At 58.1% G+C, this 15,216-nt stretch carries 11 protein-coding genes; 6 read left to right on the plus strand and 5 right to left on the minus strand.

What is annotated here, in order from left to right:
* Positions 1 to 14: 14 nt before the first annotated feature.
* From CRP02_RS26050 to CRP02_RS26060, 3 genes are all read right to left on the minus strand, one after another.
* A complete protein-coding gene (locus tag CRP02_RS26050) occupies positions 15 to 743 on the minus strand; it encodes a sugar transferase (RefSeq protein WP_003514330.1) in 729 nt (242 codons plus the stop codon).
* 302 nt (positions 744 to 1,045) lie between these two features.
* Complete coding sequence (locus CRP02_RS26055; RefSeq protein ID WP_097172680.1) at positions 1,046 to 3,349, minus strand: transglycosylase domain-containing protein; 2,304 nt, start codon at positions 3,347 to 3,349, stop codon at positions 1,046 to 1,048.
* A gap of 138 nt (positions 3,350 to 3,487) precedes the next feature.
* Positions 3,488 to 3,946 (minus strand): YbaK/EbsC family protein, encoded by a 459-nt coding sequence (locus tag CRP02_RS26060; RefSeq protein WP_097172681.1) that lies wholly within the window; start codon positions 3,944 to 3,946, stop codon positions 3,488 to 3,490.
* Positions 3,947 to 4,426: 480 nt separating this feature from the next.
* Between CRP02_RS26060 and CRP02_RS26070 the strand changes: the two genes are divergently transcribed.
* A complete protein-coding gene (locus CRP02_RS26070) occupies positions 4,427 to 4,636 on the plus strand; it encodes a cold-shock protein (RefSeq protein ID WP_003514335.1) in 210 nt (69 codons plus the stop codon).
* A gap of 415 nt (positions 4,637 to 5,051) precedes the next feature.
* Here the strand turns inward: CRP02_RS26070 and CRP02_RS26075 are convergent, their stop codons facing one another.
* Positions 5,052 to 6,443: a dipeptidase gene (locus CRP02_RS26075; protein ID WP_097172682.1), complete on the minus strand. Its 1,392-nt coding sequence runs from the start codon at positions 6,441 to 6,443 to the stop codon at positions 5,052 to 5,054.
* A gap of 239 nt (positions 6,444 to 6,682) precedes the next feature.
* Positions 6,683 to 7,117: a MarR family winged helix-turn-helix transcriptional regulator gene (locus CRP02_RS26080; RefSeq protein WP_003514340.1), complete on the minus strand. Its 435-nt coding sequence runs from the start codon at positions 7,115 to 7,117 to the stop codon at positions 6,683 to 6,685.
* A gap of 414 nt (positions 7,118 to 7,531) precedes the next feature.
* Between CRP02_RS26080 and polA the strand changes: the two genes are divergently transcribed.
* The 5 genes from polA (at position 7,532) to CRP02_RS26105 (ending at position 15,032) form a co-directional block, all read left to right on the plus strand.
* Positions 7,532 to 10,519, plus strand: coding sequence for a DNA polymerase I (polA, locus tag CRP02_RS26085; RefSeq protein ID WP_097172683.1), 2,988 nt, complete (start codon positions 7,532 to 7,534; stop codon positions 10,517 to 10,519).
* Between the two features lie 86 nt (positions 10,520 to 10,605).
* Positions 10,606 to 11,325: a DUF1868 domain-containing protein gene (locus tag CRP02_RS26090; protein ID WP_097101089.1), complete on the plus strand. Its 720-nt coding sequence runs from the start codon at positions 10,606 to 10,608 to the stop codon at positions 11,323 to 11,325.
* 193 nt (positions 11,326 to 11,518) lie between these two features.
* A complete protein-coding gene (rpmF, locus tag CRP02_RS26095; RefSeq protein WP_003514347.1) occupies positions 11,519 to 11,704 on the plus strand; it encodes a 50S ribosomal protein L32 in 186 nt (61 codons plus the stop codon).
* A gap of 161 nt (positions 11,705 to 11,865) precedes the next feature.
* On the plus strand, positions 11,866 to 13,689 hold the full coding sequence (locus CRP02_RS26100; RefSeq protein WP_097172684.1) for a sensor histidine kinase: 1,824 nt from the start codon (positions 11,866 to 11,868) through the stop codon (positions 13,687 to 13,689).
* Positions 13,686 to 15,032: a sigma-54-dependent transcriptional regulator gene (locus CRP02_RS26105; protein ID WP_097172685.1), complete on the plus strand. Its 1,347-nt coding sequence runs from the start codon at positions 13,686 to 13,688 to the stop codon at positions 15,030 to 15,032. The genes CRP02_RS26100 and CRP02_RS26105 overlap by 4 nt, the downstream gene beginning before the upstream one ends.
* Positions 15,033 to 15,216: the final 184 nt, after the last annotated feature.

The raw sequence follows: 15,216 nt of genomic DNA on the forward strand, positions 1-15,216 counted from the left end.
TGATTTCTGAAAGATCAGAAACCCTTGCCGCCGCGCAATTCGGAAATGACCGTTCCGATCATGATCTTGATATCCAGCCAGACGGAAAAATTGTCGACGTAATAAAGATCGGACACGATGCGGGCACGCGCCTTGTCGCTGCGATCCGTCGGGCCGCGTAACCCCCGCATCTGGGCAAGACCGGTAATGCCTGGTCGCATCCGGTGCCGCAGGTGGTAGTGGGGAACAAGTTCCTCATAAAGACGGCCGGCGGCCAGCATGCCGATGGCATGGCAGCGTGGACCCACCAGCGACATGTCGCCTTTCAAGACGTTGATGAGCTGTGGCAGCTCGTCGACATTTGTGCGGCGAAGCACGGCGCCGATCCGGGTTATCCTCGGATCGTTCTTTACCGTTTGCGCCACGCCGGTGGCATCGCCCAGTTCGGTCCGCATCGAACGAAATTTATAGACCCTGATCTTTCGCCCGTTCATGCCCCAACGGACTTGTGAGAACAGGACCGGCCCTTTGCTGTCGAGTTTGACCAGCGCCGCAACGGTCAACAATACGGGCGCGAGTGCGACAAGGGCGATGGACGCCCCTGCAATGTCGATCGTTCTTTTGAGCACAAACTGGCTGCGCAGGAACACCGATGTGTTGGTTTCTGAAATGGAAGGTTGCGTTTCCGCCGCGTCGAAAGTGACAGCCGCAGGATAAGGGGCGCCGTAAAACACGGCATGCGATGAGCTTTTAGTACCCAGCATAATATGAAGCCCTGAAAAGTTATTTTGAAACAAGAAAATTAATTTATATGATCGATTAATAATTCATTTACCGTAAAAAGTCATCCGAAATGTAATCGTTTTTGCGCAAATAGCAATCTACGGTTAACGTGGGCGCACGCATATGTTGCAAACACAAGCGCGGTCTCCGCTCTTGGCTGCGTTGGCTGCCCATTCGGTGTAATCAAGTCTTTGGAAAATTAGGTATTTGCGGGAAAGGCGACAGGATCGTTGCCGGCCCATCGCTTGCCGGGTAACCGGCGAACCGGTTACCCAAAAGGCAATTAATTTCCCATCAGAATATCAAGAAGGGTCGTCTGCTTCGGCCCGGAAGTTGCCGGCGCCCGGCCGCCGATATCGGCTGGCGGCACAGGCCCATTGTCGGCTGAATAGCCGGGTTCGATATCGCGGGAAGGGATGTTTCCAGGCGGCATGGGGACGCCCGGCTGACCAGCGTTTGGCGAGACGGGCGCTTCGGGATAGGCTCGGGTGTTTGTCGTTCCGCCGCCGCCGAGAGCATTGGAAATGATGTCGCCGATGGAGGAAGGCGCGCTCTCGGGCGCCGGTTGCTGTATTTCCCCAAGCGGCGGCACGCTGCCTGCGCCGAGACCGAAGAGCGGCGAGGGCGAGAGCCCCGAATGGGCGGCGGTCATGAAATCTTTCCAGGCCTTCGCAGGCAAGCCGCCGCCGGTGACCTTTTTCATCGATGTGCCGTCGTCGTTGCCGAACCAGACGCCCGTTGTCAGGTTGCTTGTGTAGCCGACAAAAAGCGCGTCGCGGAAAGACTGTGTCGTGCCGGATTTTCCCGCTGCCTGCCAACCCTGGAGGCGGGCGGCTTTCCCTGTTCCTTCGGTGATGACGCGCGATAACATGCCGTTCATCGTCGCGGCGATCTCCTCGCTCAGCACGCGCGGCGGGTTGTCGTATCTGTTTTCATAAAGCACCTTGCCGTCAGCATCGGAGATGCGTTTGACGATATGCGGCGTCGCCTTGTAGCCGCCATTCATGAAGGGAGCGTAGGAGGCGGTCAGCTCCATCAGCGACACTTCCGAGGTGCCGAGTGCGATGGAGGCGTTGTTCTGCAGCTCCGATTCGATGCCCATGCGATGCGCCACCTGCGTCACCCGCTCAGGACCGACTTCCATCACCAGCTGCGCGGCGATCGTGTTCAGAGAATTGGCAAGCGCAGTGGCAAGCGTCACTTCGCCACGATATTTCTTCTCGTAATTTTCCGGTGTCCAGTTTCCGATACGGACCGGCCCGTCGTTGCGAATGGTACTGGGGGTCAGACCCGATTCCAGCGCGGCAACATATACGAAGGGTTTGAACGCCGATCCGGGTTGCCGTTTCGCCTTGGCGGCCCGGTTGAACTGGCTTTCGGCATAATCCGCTCCGCCGACCACGGCCCGGATTGCGCCTGTGCCATCGATGGAAACGAGGGCCGCCTGCGAGGCGCCCTGCTTTTTACCGTCACCCTGCAGAACATGGGTCAGTGCTTTTTCGGCGTCGCGTTCAAGATTGGGGTCGATGGTCGTATCGACGACGATGTCCTGCTTGACGTCGCCAATCAGGCCACGGACTTCCTCCATCACCATATCGGCAGCGTAATGTTCGGCACCGGACCAGAAACGTTTGGCCTTGGTCGGCGGCTGCGACATCGCGGTCTTGATCTCGTCATCGGTGATGAAGCCGACATCGCGCATGGATCTCAGAACGACCTGCGCCCGCTCCTCCGCCGCCTGCGGGTCGCGCGCCGGTGAAAGGCGCGAGGGGGCCTTGAGAAGTCCGGCAAGCGTTGCCGCCTCGCCAAGATTGACGTCGCGCGCGGATTTGTTGAAGTAGCGTCTGGAAGCGGCTTCGACGCCAAAGGCGTTGGAACCGAAATAAACGCGGTTGAGATACATCGCGAGGATCTGGTCCTTGGTGTATTTATGCTCCAGCCAGAAGGCCAGCAGCACTTCCTGCACCTTGCGCTCCAGCGTCCGATCCTGTGAGAGGAACAGGTTTTTTGCCAGCTGCTGCGTCAGCGTCGAGCCGCCCTGCACGGTTCGGCCCGTCATCACATTGGTCACGATGGCGCGGGCCAGGCCGAGCGGGTCCACTCCGAAATGCGAATAGAATCGCCGGTCTTCGATCGCCATGACCGCTTGTGGAAGGTAGGGCGACATGTCTTCAAGCGCGAGAGCCTCGCCACCCGTGGTGCCGCGATTGGCAAGCACGCTGCCGTTCACCGAAACGATCTTCACATTCGGGGGTCGTTCGGGAATGGTCCAGCTGCTGGCGCTCGGCATGCGCGCGCCATAATAAAGGACAAGACCGGCAACGCCGATACCGCCCCAGATGCCGAGCACGATGCACCAGTAAATGACGGACCGGATAAAGCCTGTTGCGCCACCGCCGGAACTGCGTGTGCGCTTTTCCTTTTTTTGCGGTTTGGCGCGGCCGGATGTGGACTTCGGTTTTCTGGCGGGCTGCTTTGCGGTTCCGCCAATGCGCTCGCTGGCATCAAGACGCAGATCGTCACCGGATTCGTGGAAATCCCCGAAGGAAGGTTCTACCCGATCGCGTGATTTACCCTTGCCTGCCATCCAGCCGAAGTCGCTCCTTATATTCGCGAAACCGTTCGCATTTCAGGCTTCTATGCCTGCGCGATCCTTAATCCAGGATGAAGAGTTTAAATGCGGCAATTTAAGGCGGGGTTAAGTCCCTGCCGGATCAAATCGGCGTCATTGGCAGACGTCGACCCATTCCGCTCCCGTCAGTCGTGCCATCGTGTCAGGCGAAATCCTTACCGCCGCATTGGTGGCTCCCGCTGCCGGAACCACCTCGGGATAGTTTTTTAGGGATATGTCGCAAAACACCGGAAGGGGCGAAGGCAATCCGAAAGGGCACACCCCGCCGACGGGATGGCTGGTCACCGCAACGACTTCTTCCGCCCCCAGCATGCGCGGCTTGGCACCGAAATGATCGCGGAATTTACGATTGTCGAGCCGTTTCGTGCCGGCGGCAACGACGAGAAGAATTGTGTCGCCCGACTTCAGGCAGATCGTTTTGGCAATCTGGTCGGGATCGACGCCGTGCGCTTCGGCAGCCAAAGCGACTGTCGCCGAACTTGTTTCCGTTTCGATAACGGTCACTTCGGGGGAGTTCTCGGTAAAAAAGGCTCTGACGGATTCGATGGTCATGCGTATTTATTAGGCGGTATGCCAAGAGGCTTCAAGGTGTCGCGAAATAGCTATGCATTTTATGCAATGCTGCGCTGCGATGAAACGTCTGTTTTTTGAGCGGAGATCCTGTATCTTCAAATCATCGAAGCGACGCACTCCTCCTCCCAGCGTCGCCCGATTGGACTGACAATACTCCTCCTCCCAATTGTCAGTCAGTTTCAAGAACCCGGCGCACCTCCTCCCGCGCCGGGTTTTTGCTGTTTAAAGCCTTATTTCCCGCGACTTTTATTTGTCGACGCTTCACAAAAATCGGCGGGCTTTTTCAAAGAAACTTGACTTTCGGCCCCTTCCAACCTAGGTGTTCGCGCATCGATATTTGTTTGACGACCAGAGCTTCGGCGCCTTTTTTAGGTGCACACGACGATCTTTCCTTCAAATTCGACCCAAGACCGCACTGCGCGCAGTGCAAATACAATTTGCCAACGGAAGGAAATCGTTATGGCGACTGGTACAGTAAAGTGGTTCAACGCAACCAAGGGCTACGGCTTCATTCAGCCTGACGACGGTTCGCAGGACGTATTCGTTCACATCTCCGCCGTTGAGCGCGCTGGTATGACCTCCCTCAACGACGGTCAGAAGCTCTCCTACGAGCTGACGCAGGACCGCCGCTCGGGCAAGATGTCTGCAGGCGAGCTCGTCGCTTCCTGATAAGCGGCCTGGCCTGAACGGGTCATTCGCATGAATATGAAAGGCCGGATTTTTCCGGCCTTTTTCTTTTGGAAGGTGCACCAGGTCCGGCCGCTCTTGAAAAAGCTGGAGTGCATACCAATATAGGGTTCAACAGTGCTCCGCACGGAATTGTCAGGCTGGTGCTTTTAAAGTGCCGCTGTTGTTGCGTTAACCAAAGATTAACCAAAGCAGCCGATCCTGATCGTGAAAAGCAGCGTCGATTTTGTTGGCGCGCTCTGGAGCATCGGACCGTTTGAACGCTTTGACCACGGATGTACTGGCACTGACGAAAAACGGATGGAAAGGTCGGGCTTGCCCGGCCTTTTTGTTTTGAACCACCAAAATATAAGAGAACGAGGAGGTATCGGGTAACCGGCGCCTCCTTTCTTTTTGACTACTTCGCGGCCAGGGCGTCGAGAATGCGGATCCAGGAGCGGATGCCCTTGTGGAACGACTGGAGGTCATATTTTTCATTCGGCGAATGAATGCGGTCATCGGTAAGGCCGAAACCGACGAGCAGCGAATCCATGCCCAGCATCTTCTGGAAATCGCCGACGATGGGGATCGAGCCCCCCATGCCGATCACGACGGCAGGTTTGGGCCACTCTTCCGAAAGCGCGTTTTTCGCCTTCGTCAGCACTGGAGAATCATAGGAAAGCTGGATAGCCGGCGATGCACCATGCTCGTGAAATTCCACCGAGCAATCGGCTGGAATTTTGGAGCGGACATAGTTCCGGAAGCTCTCGCGGACCGCTTGCGGGTCTTGCTCTCCGACGAGACGGAAGGACACTTTAGCAGAGGCCTTTGCGGCGATAACCGTCTTGAAGCCGTCGCCGGTATAGCCGCCGATGATGCCGTTGACTTCCGCCGTTGGCCGCGCCCAGGTCTGCTCCAGCACGGAGCGGCCCTTTTCGCCCGAGGGAACCGAGAGGCCGACTTCGCCGAGGAAGGCCTCGGCGGTGCGGCCCAGCGTTTCCCAGGAAGCCTTGATGTTGGCGGGAGTTTCTTCCACGCCATCGTAAAAGCCGGCAAGGGTCACGCGGCCGGTCTCGTCATGCAGGCCGGCGAGAATATCAGTCAGGATGTGAATGGGATTTGCGGCCGCACCACCGAAAAGGCCCGAATGCAGGTCGCGGTCGGCCGCGGTGATTGTGATTTCTTCGCCGACCAGGCCGCGAAGGGCGGCGGCGATGGCGGGCGTATCGCGGTCCCACATGCTGGTATCGCATACCAGTGCATAATCGGCCTTCAGCTCATCGGCATTGGCGTCGAGGAACGGCTTCAGCGAGGGCGAACCGGATTCTTCCTCGCCCTCGAAAAGAATGGTGACGCGCACCGGCAGACTGCCATTGACTGCCTTATAGGCCCGGCAGGCTTCCACGAAGGTCATCAGCTGACCCTTGTCATCAGCCGTTCCACGCCCGGTGATCACCTGCCGGCCGCCGCCGATATCTTTCACGGCCGGTTCGAACGGATCGTTTTCCCAAAGATTGAGCGGATCGACCGGCTGCACGTCGTAATGGCCGTAGAAAAGCACATGCGGCGCGTCTTTTGTCGCGGCGTCGTGATGCGCCACCACCATTGGATGACCGGCGGTATCGCGAACGGAAGCCGCAAAGCCCAGTGATTCAAGCGTTCTGACCAGCCATTCCGCCGCCTTGCGGCACTCCGCCTTGTAGGCGGGGTCCGTGGAAATGGACGGGATGCGCACCAGTTCGAACAATCGCTCGAGGCTGGAGGTGAGGTTATCGTCGGCCGTGGATAGAATGGGGGAAACGTCTGTCATCGCTGATCCTGTCATGTCTGTCGTAACCTGGCGATGGACGAAACATTCTGGTATCGCGCATCGCGTAGGAACAAGGGGCTGACGTGTCGTTGAATCGGCAAGCGCGCAGCCGCCGGAACGATAGAGCAGTTCAGGAAAAGTGCGAAGTGGTTTTCCGTCCTAAACTGCGCGGAAACAAAACCTTGGAGGCTGCAGGCGATAGAAGGCCAGGAGCAAAGAAAGCGTTCGAGTTGTAAATGCTATTTCGCTTTTTTGGCGCGGTCGATCGCCCGGCGCATATATTCCAGCAGAAGCTGCTTTTCGAAACGGCGGAAATCCGCCAGCAGCGTATCTTCCGTGGCTTCGGAAGCGGCAATGGCGTTGGCCTCGAGATCCCTGCCGCGCTGGGTCAGTTCGATGATCTGCGCGCGGCGGTCGCTTGGGTGGGATTTGCGCACGATCAGCCCGTCGCGCTCCATGCGGGACAGCGTATTGGCAAGCGTCGCCTGCTCCACGTCAATTCTATCCAGCAATTGCCGTTGCGTCAGTCCCTCCTCATGCCACAGTTCGATGAGGATGGGGAATTGTCCAGGAGAAAACCCCAGCGCGGCGGCTCTCTTCTGGAGCGCCATGGTGAATTCCCTCGCCATTTTTGCGGCGAGATAGATCGCCGATTCGTCCCGGGAAAAACCCATTCATCAATCCGTCTGGCATCTGGTCGGCGCAATCGCGCAATTTCGATAGTGGGATATATATCGCATGGTATGTTTATGCCAGTCAGAAACCCGGCACAAATAAAAACCGCCATGGCCGGGAGGGGACGGCCATGGCGGTCATATAAGAGGACAAAGGCCCGGAGAGGGGGGAAAGGCCTTTGTCCGGTCTGATGCGGCGGGGGACGAGCCTACAATCAGACTACGGCGTGATCAGGCGCCGTCCTCTAAGAAATGTGTGTGCAAATGCGGCTTTTCAAGGGAAAATCTATTACAAATTCGTAAGGTTCACGCGAATTTTGCCGGTGCGTCCAGCGGCTTAGGCACATGCGCTTTGCGGTGCGTTGTTTGAACTTTCTATGGACGTCAAAACGGCCCCGCGCTATCCATATCGCCATGAAAAAAGGCGATCATCTCTTCCTCGTTGACGGCTCCGGTTTCATTTTCCGGGCGTTCCATGCCATTCCCCCGCTGAACCGCAAGTCGGATGGGCTGCCGGTCAACGCCGTTTCCGGCTTCTGCAACATGTTGTGGAAGCTCTTGAAGGATGCGCGCAATACCGATGTCGGTGTCACGCCCACGCATTTTGCCGTGATTTTCGACTATTCCTCGAAAACCTTCCGCAACGAGCTGTACGATCTATACAAGGCCAACCGCTCCGCGCCGCCGGAAGATCTGGTGCCGCAGTTTGGCCTGATCCGTGAGGCGACACGGGCCTTCAATCTTCCCTGCATCGAGACGGAAGGCTTCGAGGCGGATGACATCATCGCCACTTACGCCCGTCAGGCGGAGGCGATTGGCGCCGATGTCACCATCATTTCTTCCGACAAGGATCTGATGCAGCTCGTCACGGCCAATGTGCATATGTACGACGCCATGAAGGACAAGCAGATCGGCGTTCCCGATGTCGTCGAAAAATGGGGTGTAGCCCCGGAAAAGATGATCGACCTTCAGGCGATGACCGGTGATTCAACCGATAATGTTCCGGGTATTCCTGGTATCGGGCCGAAAACGGCCGCGCAATTGCTGGAAGAATACGGCGATCTCGACACGCTGCTGGCGCGGGCAGGAGAAATCAAGCAGCAGAAACGCCGCGAAAACATCATCGCCAATGCGGAGCTTGCCCGCCTTTCCAGACAGCTCGTGGCGCTCAGAACCGATGTGCCGCTGGAGCAGTCTCTGGAAGAACTGGTGCTCGAACCGCAGAACGGCCCGAAACTCATCGCTTTCCTGAAGGCGATGGAGTTCACGACGCTGACGCGCCGGGTAGCTGAAGCCACCGATAGCGATGCCTCTGCCATCGAAGCCGCCAATGTGCCGGTGCAATGGGGCGCTGATGCCCATGGACCAGACCTCGACGCCGCGCCTGCAGTTGCCGCAGCTGATGACAAGACCGCTGCGCCAGCGTCAACCACCGCTCCGGCACGGAAGGTGACAGGGGAGGGCAGTGCGCCCACCGATCTCGCCACGGCACGGCAGACGGTTTTCTCCGCCGCCAAGATCGACACGACCGCCTATACCACGATCAGGGATCTGGCGGAGCTGGATCGTTGGGTTGCCGCTGCCCGCGAAACGGGTGTCGTCGCCTTCGACACGGAAACGACCTCGCTCGACCCCATGCAGGCGGAACTCGTCGGTTTCTCGCTGGCGATTGCCGATAATGGCAAGGATGCCTCGGGCACCGATATCCGCGCTGCCTATGTGCCCTTGACGCACAAGACTGGCTCCGGTGGCGATCTTTTCAGCGATGGCATCAGGCTTGCTGAAGGACAGGTGCCGTTTGCCGAGGCGCTAGCACGTTTGAAGGATCTTCTTGAGGATGAAGCCGTTCTGAAAATCGCGCAGAACCTCAAATATGACTACCTGCTGATGAAGCGCCATGGCGTCGTCATGCAGAGTTTCGACGATACCATGCTGATTTCCTACGTTCTTGAAGCGGGAAAGACCACGCATGGCATGGATACGCTGTCCGAACGCTGGCTGGGCCACACGCCGATCGCCTACAAGGACGTGGCGGGATCGGGCAAGTCGAGCATAACCTTCGATTTCGTCGATATTGATAAGGCAACCGCTTACGCCGCGGAGGATGCGGATGTCACCCTGCGGCTGTGGATGGTGCTGAAGCCCCGGCTTGCCGCAGAGCGGCTGACCAGTGTGTATGAGCTGCTGGAGCGCCCTCTGGTGCCTGTACTGGCGCATATGGAGGAGCGTGGCATCACCGTGGACCGACAGATCCTGTCACGTCTCTCCGGTGAACTCGCCCAGAAGGCGGCTGCTTTCGAAGAGGAAGTCTACCAACTGGCAGGCGAGCGTTTCAACATCGGATCGCCAAAGCAGCTCGGCGACATTCTGTTCGGCAGGATGGGCCTGCCTGGCGGCTCCAAGACCAAGACGGGCCAATGGTCCACATCGGCGCAGGTTCTTGAAGATCTGGCGGCAGAAGGTGCCGAATTGCCGCGCAAGATTGTCGACTGGCGGCAGCTGACCAAGCTGAAATCGACCTATACGGATGCGCTTCCCGGATATGTTCATCCGCAGACGAAACGGGTTCACACGTCCTATGCGCTGGCCTCCACCACCACGGGGCGCCTGTCATCCTCGGAGCCGAACCTTCAGAACATTCCGGTGCGCACGGCGGAAGGCCGCAAGATCCGCACGGCTTTCATCTCCACGCCCGGCCACAAGCTTCTTTCCGCCGATTACAGCCAGATCGAGCTACGTGTGCTTGCCCATGTCGCCGACATTCCGCAGCTTCGCAGCGCATTCGAAAACGGCATCGACATTCATGCGATGACCGCATCGGAAATGTTCGGAGTGCCGGTGGAAGGCATGCCGTCTGAAGTGCGCCGACGTGCCAAGGCCATCAACTTCGGCATCATCTACGGTATTTCCGCTTTCGGCCTTGCCAACCAGCTCAGCATCGCCCGCTCCGAAGCGGGGGAGTATATCAAGAAATATTTCGAGCGTTTTCCTGGCATTCGCGATTACATGGAAGCGACCAAGGCTTTCGCCCGCGAGAACGGCTATGTCGAGACGATTTTCGGCCGCCGCGCCCATTATCCGGAAATCCGCTCCTCCAACCCTTCCATGAAGGCCTTCAACGAGCGTGCGGCCATCAACGCACCGATCCAGGGGTCTGCAGCCGATATCATCCGCCGTGCGATGGTCCGTATCGAGCCGGTGCTGGAGGCGGAAAAGCTTTCCGCCCGCATGCTGCTGCAGGTACATGACGAACTCATCTTCGAAGTCGAGGAAGGGGAAATTGAAAAGACCCTGCCCATCGTCGTCTCGGTCATGGAAAATGCAGCTATGCCCGCGATTTCCATGAGGGTTCCGCTCAAAGTGGATGCCCGCGCGGCCGATAACTGGGACGAGGCGCATTGACGGGAATTGACCGGCCATTGACCGATTAATGTCATTGGTTTGTTGCGTGCGCAGATTAGGGGAAACCTCTCAAAAGGAGTTCCCCCATGCACGCCCCGCTCGTTTCAAAAGATCTGGAATCTTTTTCCGCTGCCAGTCACGATCAGCCGCCGCGCCATCTCGGTAGCCGCTATAACGCCGATGGTGAATTCCTGCCCGAGCCGGGCAATACCGTGGTCTGCCATCTCGCTGAAGGGTCGAAAACTGAAAGCGCGATCATCGGGACACGCCAGCGTTTTCTGGATATGCCCGAGGCACCGCAGCTGGCCTTCACGCCGGTTTCCAGCCTGCATATGACGGTATTTCAGGGCATTATCGAATATCGCCGTGCATTTCCCTACTGGCCGGAAGACATGCCACTCGATACGCCCATTGACACGATGACTGAGTATTATTGCGATCGTCTGGCGGATTTTCCGGCCCTGCCTGGTTTCAATATGCAGGTGACTGGTCTCAAACCGACGGGGCTGGTGCTGATGGGTGCCACCGCCGAAGACGATCGTACCATTGCGCTGTGGCGTGATACATTTGCCGAAGCTTTCGGTTATCGGCATCCCGATCACGACACCTATCAGTTCCATATTACGCTGGCTTATGTCACGCGCTGGTTCGATCCGGAGTGCCTGCCGCGATGGCAGGCGATGCTGGATGAAGAGCTGGAAAAACTGCGTGCGGCAGCGCCGATAATCGAGATGCGCGCGCCAGCTTTCTGTGAATTCAGGGACATGAACCACTTTAGGGAACTCGTGGTTTTTGATAGGAAGTGAAGCATGATTTGCAAAGGCCTGCCGCCTGCCCGTCGCAGCAATCCGGCTTAATCGGAAAAAATGCGCGTCAGGGCTGGTCAAAGCCCGTTTGGGCATGTATAAGCGCGCCAAATTTCCGATATCGAGACACCCGACATTCGGCCTTTGGTTATGGCCGGTTACGTTGTTTCGCCGCTAAAGTGGAGTAACAAAAATGGCTGTACCAAAAAGAAAAACAAGCCCGTCCAAGCGCGGCATGCGCCGCTCGGCTGACGGTCTCAAGGCTTCGACCTACGTTGAAGACAAGAACTCCGGCGAACTGCGCCGTCCGCACCATATCGATCTGAAGACCGGTATGTATCGCGGTCGTCAGGTTCTGACGCCGAAGGAAAGCGCATAAGCTTTCTGAAATAATCTTTACGGAAAACCGGCCCTCGTGGCCGGTTTTTTGTTTTCGGGCCGTTTAGCTGCTTTTTTCGGTTACTTGGAAAATCCGATCACTCCTCCTACACTCTGTTCGGGAGAGCAGGTCTGGTGCCTGCAACGGGGAGGGGAGCTTCGGTGAAATATCGCTGGATTTTATTGACGCTGCTCAGCCTCGGCCTCGGTTATGGCGCCGTGACCAAGGGCAGCGGCATCATTGCGGAAAGCTATTTCGGCGAAGTCTCCGATCAGGGCCGCACCACCCTCAGACTGGCTGTCTCGGCTCTCGGTGGGCTTTTGAGCCGTTTCGAGCCGCTACCCGCCCTGATCGCCGATCACGACGACATTGAGGAGCTTGTCGCGCATCCGCAGGATGAGGCGATGCGCCAGCGCGCCAATATCTATCTCAAATCCATCAACACCCTGCTGGAATCCTCCGACATCTACATCATCACGCTGGACGGAGTGACTATCGCCGCCAGCAACTATGATGGACCCACGAGCTTCGTCGGGGAGAATTTCAGCTACCGCCCCTATTTTCAGGATGCCGCCAAGGGCTTCCCGTCGCGTTTCTTCGCGCTAGGCACCACCTCCCACAAGCGCGGTTATTATTTTTCCGCGCCTATTCTCTTCAACGAGGAGATCAAGGGCGTCATCGTCTTCAAGGTCGATATTGAAGGCATAGAGGCGTCGTTCGGCGATGGTGAAAACCGCATTCTCGTATCCGACCCGGAAGGCATCATCTTTATGACCGGAACGCCGCAGTGGCTTTATTCCGGCCTGATGCCGCTGACACCGGAAAGGCTTGCGCGCACGGCGGCATCCCGGCGTTACGCCAATGCCGACCTGAAAGAACTGCCGCTGAAAAACGGCAATTTCGGCTCTCATCAGTTGATGACGATCAGCCAGAACGACGGTGACAGGGAATATCTCGTCCTGTCGCAGCCGATGCCCGACGCGGGCTGGACCGTCAGCGTGCTGATGGATACCGGCTCACTCAGGACGCAGGTCAAGACGGCGATGATCGCGATCATCCTCTGCCTGTGTCTTGCCGCTGCCGTGGTCGCCGCCATGCTGCAAAGACGGCGGCGCCTGCGTGAACGCCTGACCCACCAGGCCGAGGCTCAGGCGGAGCTGGAGCGGCGTGTGGAGGAGCGCACAGCCGATCTCGCGCGAGTGAACCGTGAGATCGAACACGAAATCGCCGAGCGCCGCCAGACGGAAAAACAATTGCGCAAGATGCAAAATGACCTGGTTCAGGCGGGCAAGCTTGCGGCACTCGGACAAATGTCGGCGGCACTTTCGCACGAGTTCAACCAGCCGCTCGCAGCCGCCAAGAATTATGCGGAAAACGCCTCTCTTCTCGTGGAACGTGGACGTCTGGAAGAGGTGACGGAAAACCTCAGGCGTATTTCGGGCCTTATCGATCGCATGGCTTCCATCAGCAGGCATCTGAGAAATTTTGCCCGCAAACCCAATGAGAAAATGGCTGCGGTCGCGCTGGATGCCGTCCTTCGCGATACGCTGGAAATTGTTGGAGCACGGCTGAAGGCCGCCAATGCGGTGCTGGATGTTGATCTTGGTCCGGTCCCGCTTGCGGTGAAGGCCGGGCCGGTGCGGCTGCAGCAGGTGCTGGTCAACATCATCTCCAATGCCGCCGATGCGGTGGAAGGGCGCGAGGATCGTCGCATCGCTCTGAAGGCCGTGCTGCACGGTCAGACGGTGTCGATTTTCATTCGTGATCGTGGTCCCGGCGTTCCTCCGGCGATTTCGGAGCGCATCTTCGATCCCTTCTTCACCACCAAGGGCGTGGGGCGTGGCCTCGGTCTCGGCCTTTCCATCACCTACAACATCATCAAGGATTTTGGTGGCCAGCTGCGTGTCAGAAACCATGAAGATGGCGGCGCGGAATTCGAGATCGAATTGCCGGCAGCAGCCTATCGTGTGGAGGCGGCGGAATGACCATGTCGCGGGTTCTGTTGATTGATGACGAGGAGGAGCTGCGCTTTTCCACCGCGCAGGCGCTGGAACTTTCCGGTTTTGCGGTCACCATGCTGGCGAGCGCCGAACATGCGCTCGAACTCATCGGCTACAGCTTCGATGGCGTCGTGGTCAGCGATATCAGGATGCCCGGCATGGATGGCATGACGCTGCTGCAGAAGGTGCGGGAGCTTGACCCGGAAATACCTGTCATCCTGATGACGGGCCATGGCGATGTGCAGCTTGCCGTCAATGCCATGCGCAACGGCGCCTATGACTTCATCGAAAAGCCCTTCACCCCGCAATATCTCGCCGGCATCATCAAAAGAGCCAACGACCGGCGGGCGCTGGTGCTGGAAAACCGCCGCCTGAAGGCGGTGGCGGGCAAGCATGACGATCTCGAAACGCGTCTGCCCGGTAGAACCCAGGTCATGGTCGATCTACGCTACCGCATTCGCGCCATCGGTGCGACGGATGCCGATACGCTCATTGTCGGCGATACCGGTGCGGGCAAGGAAGTGGTGGCGCGCGCACTTCACGATATCAGCGCCAGAGCCAACCGGCCCTTTGTTGCCATCAATTGTGCCGCCCTTCCGCAAACGCTGATCGAAAGCGAGCTGTTCGGCCACGAGGCTGGCGCTTTTCCGGGCGCGCTGCGCCCGCGCTACGGCAAGTTCGAGCATGCCCGCGGCGGCACCATATTGCTGGACGAGATCGGCTCCATGCCCTTTGAATTGCAGGGCCGGTTCCTGCGCGTGTTGCAGGAACGGGTGATCACCCGTCTTGGCTCCAATGAAACAGTCGAGCTCGACGTCCGCTTCATCGCCACCAGCAAGGTCGATCTGGAGCAGGAAGTCGCGGCAGGGCGGTTCCGTGCCGATCTTCTTTACCGCCTGAACGTGGCGACGCTTCTCGTGCCGTCCCTCTCGCAGCGCAGTGCCGACATACCGCTGCTTTTCCTGCATCTGGTGCGGGAGGCCGCCGCCCGTTACGGGCGGGAAGATATGGACGTTCCGCAGCATCTACTCTCAGTTATTTCCCTGCGCGAGTGGCCGGGCAATGTCCGGGAATTGCGCAATGCGGCGGACCGTTTCGTTCTCGGTCTGGAAAGCGATGTCTCCGAAACCTCGCTGCCGTTTGAGGACGATGGCAAGGCGGCGCTTGCCGCAAGGGTCGCCGCTTATGAAAAAAGCCTTATTGCGCGCGCGATCGCCGCCCACGGCGGAAATCTGAAATCCGTCTATGAGAGCCTCGGCATTTCACGCAAAACGCTTTACGAAAAAATGCAGAAATACGAGCTGCACCGGCATATGACCGAGGTGTGATGGGTGGATTTCCACCCATGGATGAGCCCGTATGGGTAGAAATCCACCCATTGCTGCCCATGATGGCGATAAAAGCGCGCCTTGCAGCAAGACCACCGTTGCTGAACCGCAATCCCGGATCGCAAATGGCTCACCCCGGTCGCCATGGAGGAGCATGCGCGGCTGAAGTGGCGAACATTTTCAT

The organism is Rhizobium sp. AN5, assembly GCF_900215255.1.
In the GTDB taxonomy this organism is placed as follows: domain Bacteria; phylum Pseudomonadota; class Alphaproteobacteria; order Rhizobiales; family Rhizobiaceae; genus Agrobacterium; species Agrobacterium tumefaciens.

What these genes read in the sequence shown, in the direction of transcription:
- CRP02_RS26070 (WP_003514335.1), top strand. Translation starts at nt 4,427, where the DNA reads ATGGCGACTGGTACAGTAAAGTGGTTCAACGCAACCAAGGGCTACGGC.
- polA (WP_097172683.1), top strand. Translation starts at nt 7,532, where the DNA reads ATGAAAAAAGGCGATCATCTCTTCCTCGTTGACGGCTCCGGTTTCATT.
- CRP02_RS26060 (WP_097172681.1), bottom strand. Translation starts at nt 3,946, where the DNA reads ATGACCATCGAATCCGTCAGAGCCTTTTTTACCGAGAACTCCCCCGAA.
- CRP02_RS26090 (WP_097101089.1), top strand. Translation starts at nt 10,606, where the DNA reads ATGCACGCCCCGCTCGTTTCAAAAGATCTGGAATCTTTTTCCGCTGCC.
- CRP02_RS26105 (WP_097172685.1), top strand. Translation starts at nt 13,686, where the DNA reads ATGACCATGTCGCGGGTTCTGTTGATTGATGACGAGGAGGAGCTGCGC.
- CRP02_RS26075 (WP_097172682.1), bottom strand. Translation starts at nt 6,443, where the DNA reads ATGACAGACGTTTCCCCCATTCTATCCACGGCCGACGATAACCTCACC.
- rpmF (WP_003514347.1), top strand. Translation starts at nt 11,519, where the DNA reads ATGGCTGTACCAAAAAGAAAAACAAGCCCGTCCAAGCGCGGCATGCGC.
- CRP02_RS26080 (WP_003514340.1), bottom strand. Translation starts at nt 7,117, where the DNA reads ATGGGTTTTTCCCGGGACGAATCGGCGATCTATCTCGCCGCAAAAATG.
- CRP02_RS26055 (WP_097172680.1), bottom strand. Translation starts at nt 3,349, where the DNA reads ATGGCAGGCAAGGGTAAATCACGCGATCGGGTAGAACCTTCCTTCGGG.
- CRP02_RS26050 (WP_003514330.1), bottom strand. Translation starts at nt 743, where the DNA reads ATGCTGGGTACTAAAAGCTCATCGCATGCCGTGTTTTACGGCGCCCCT.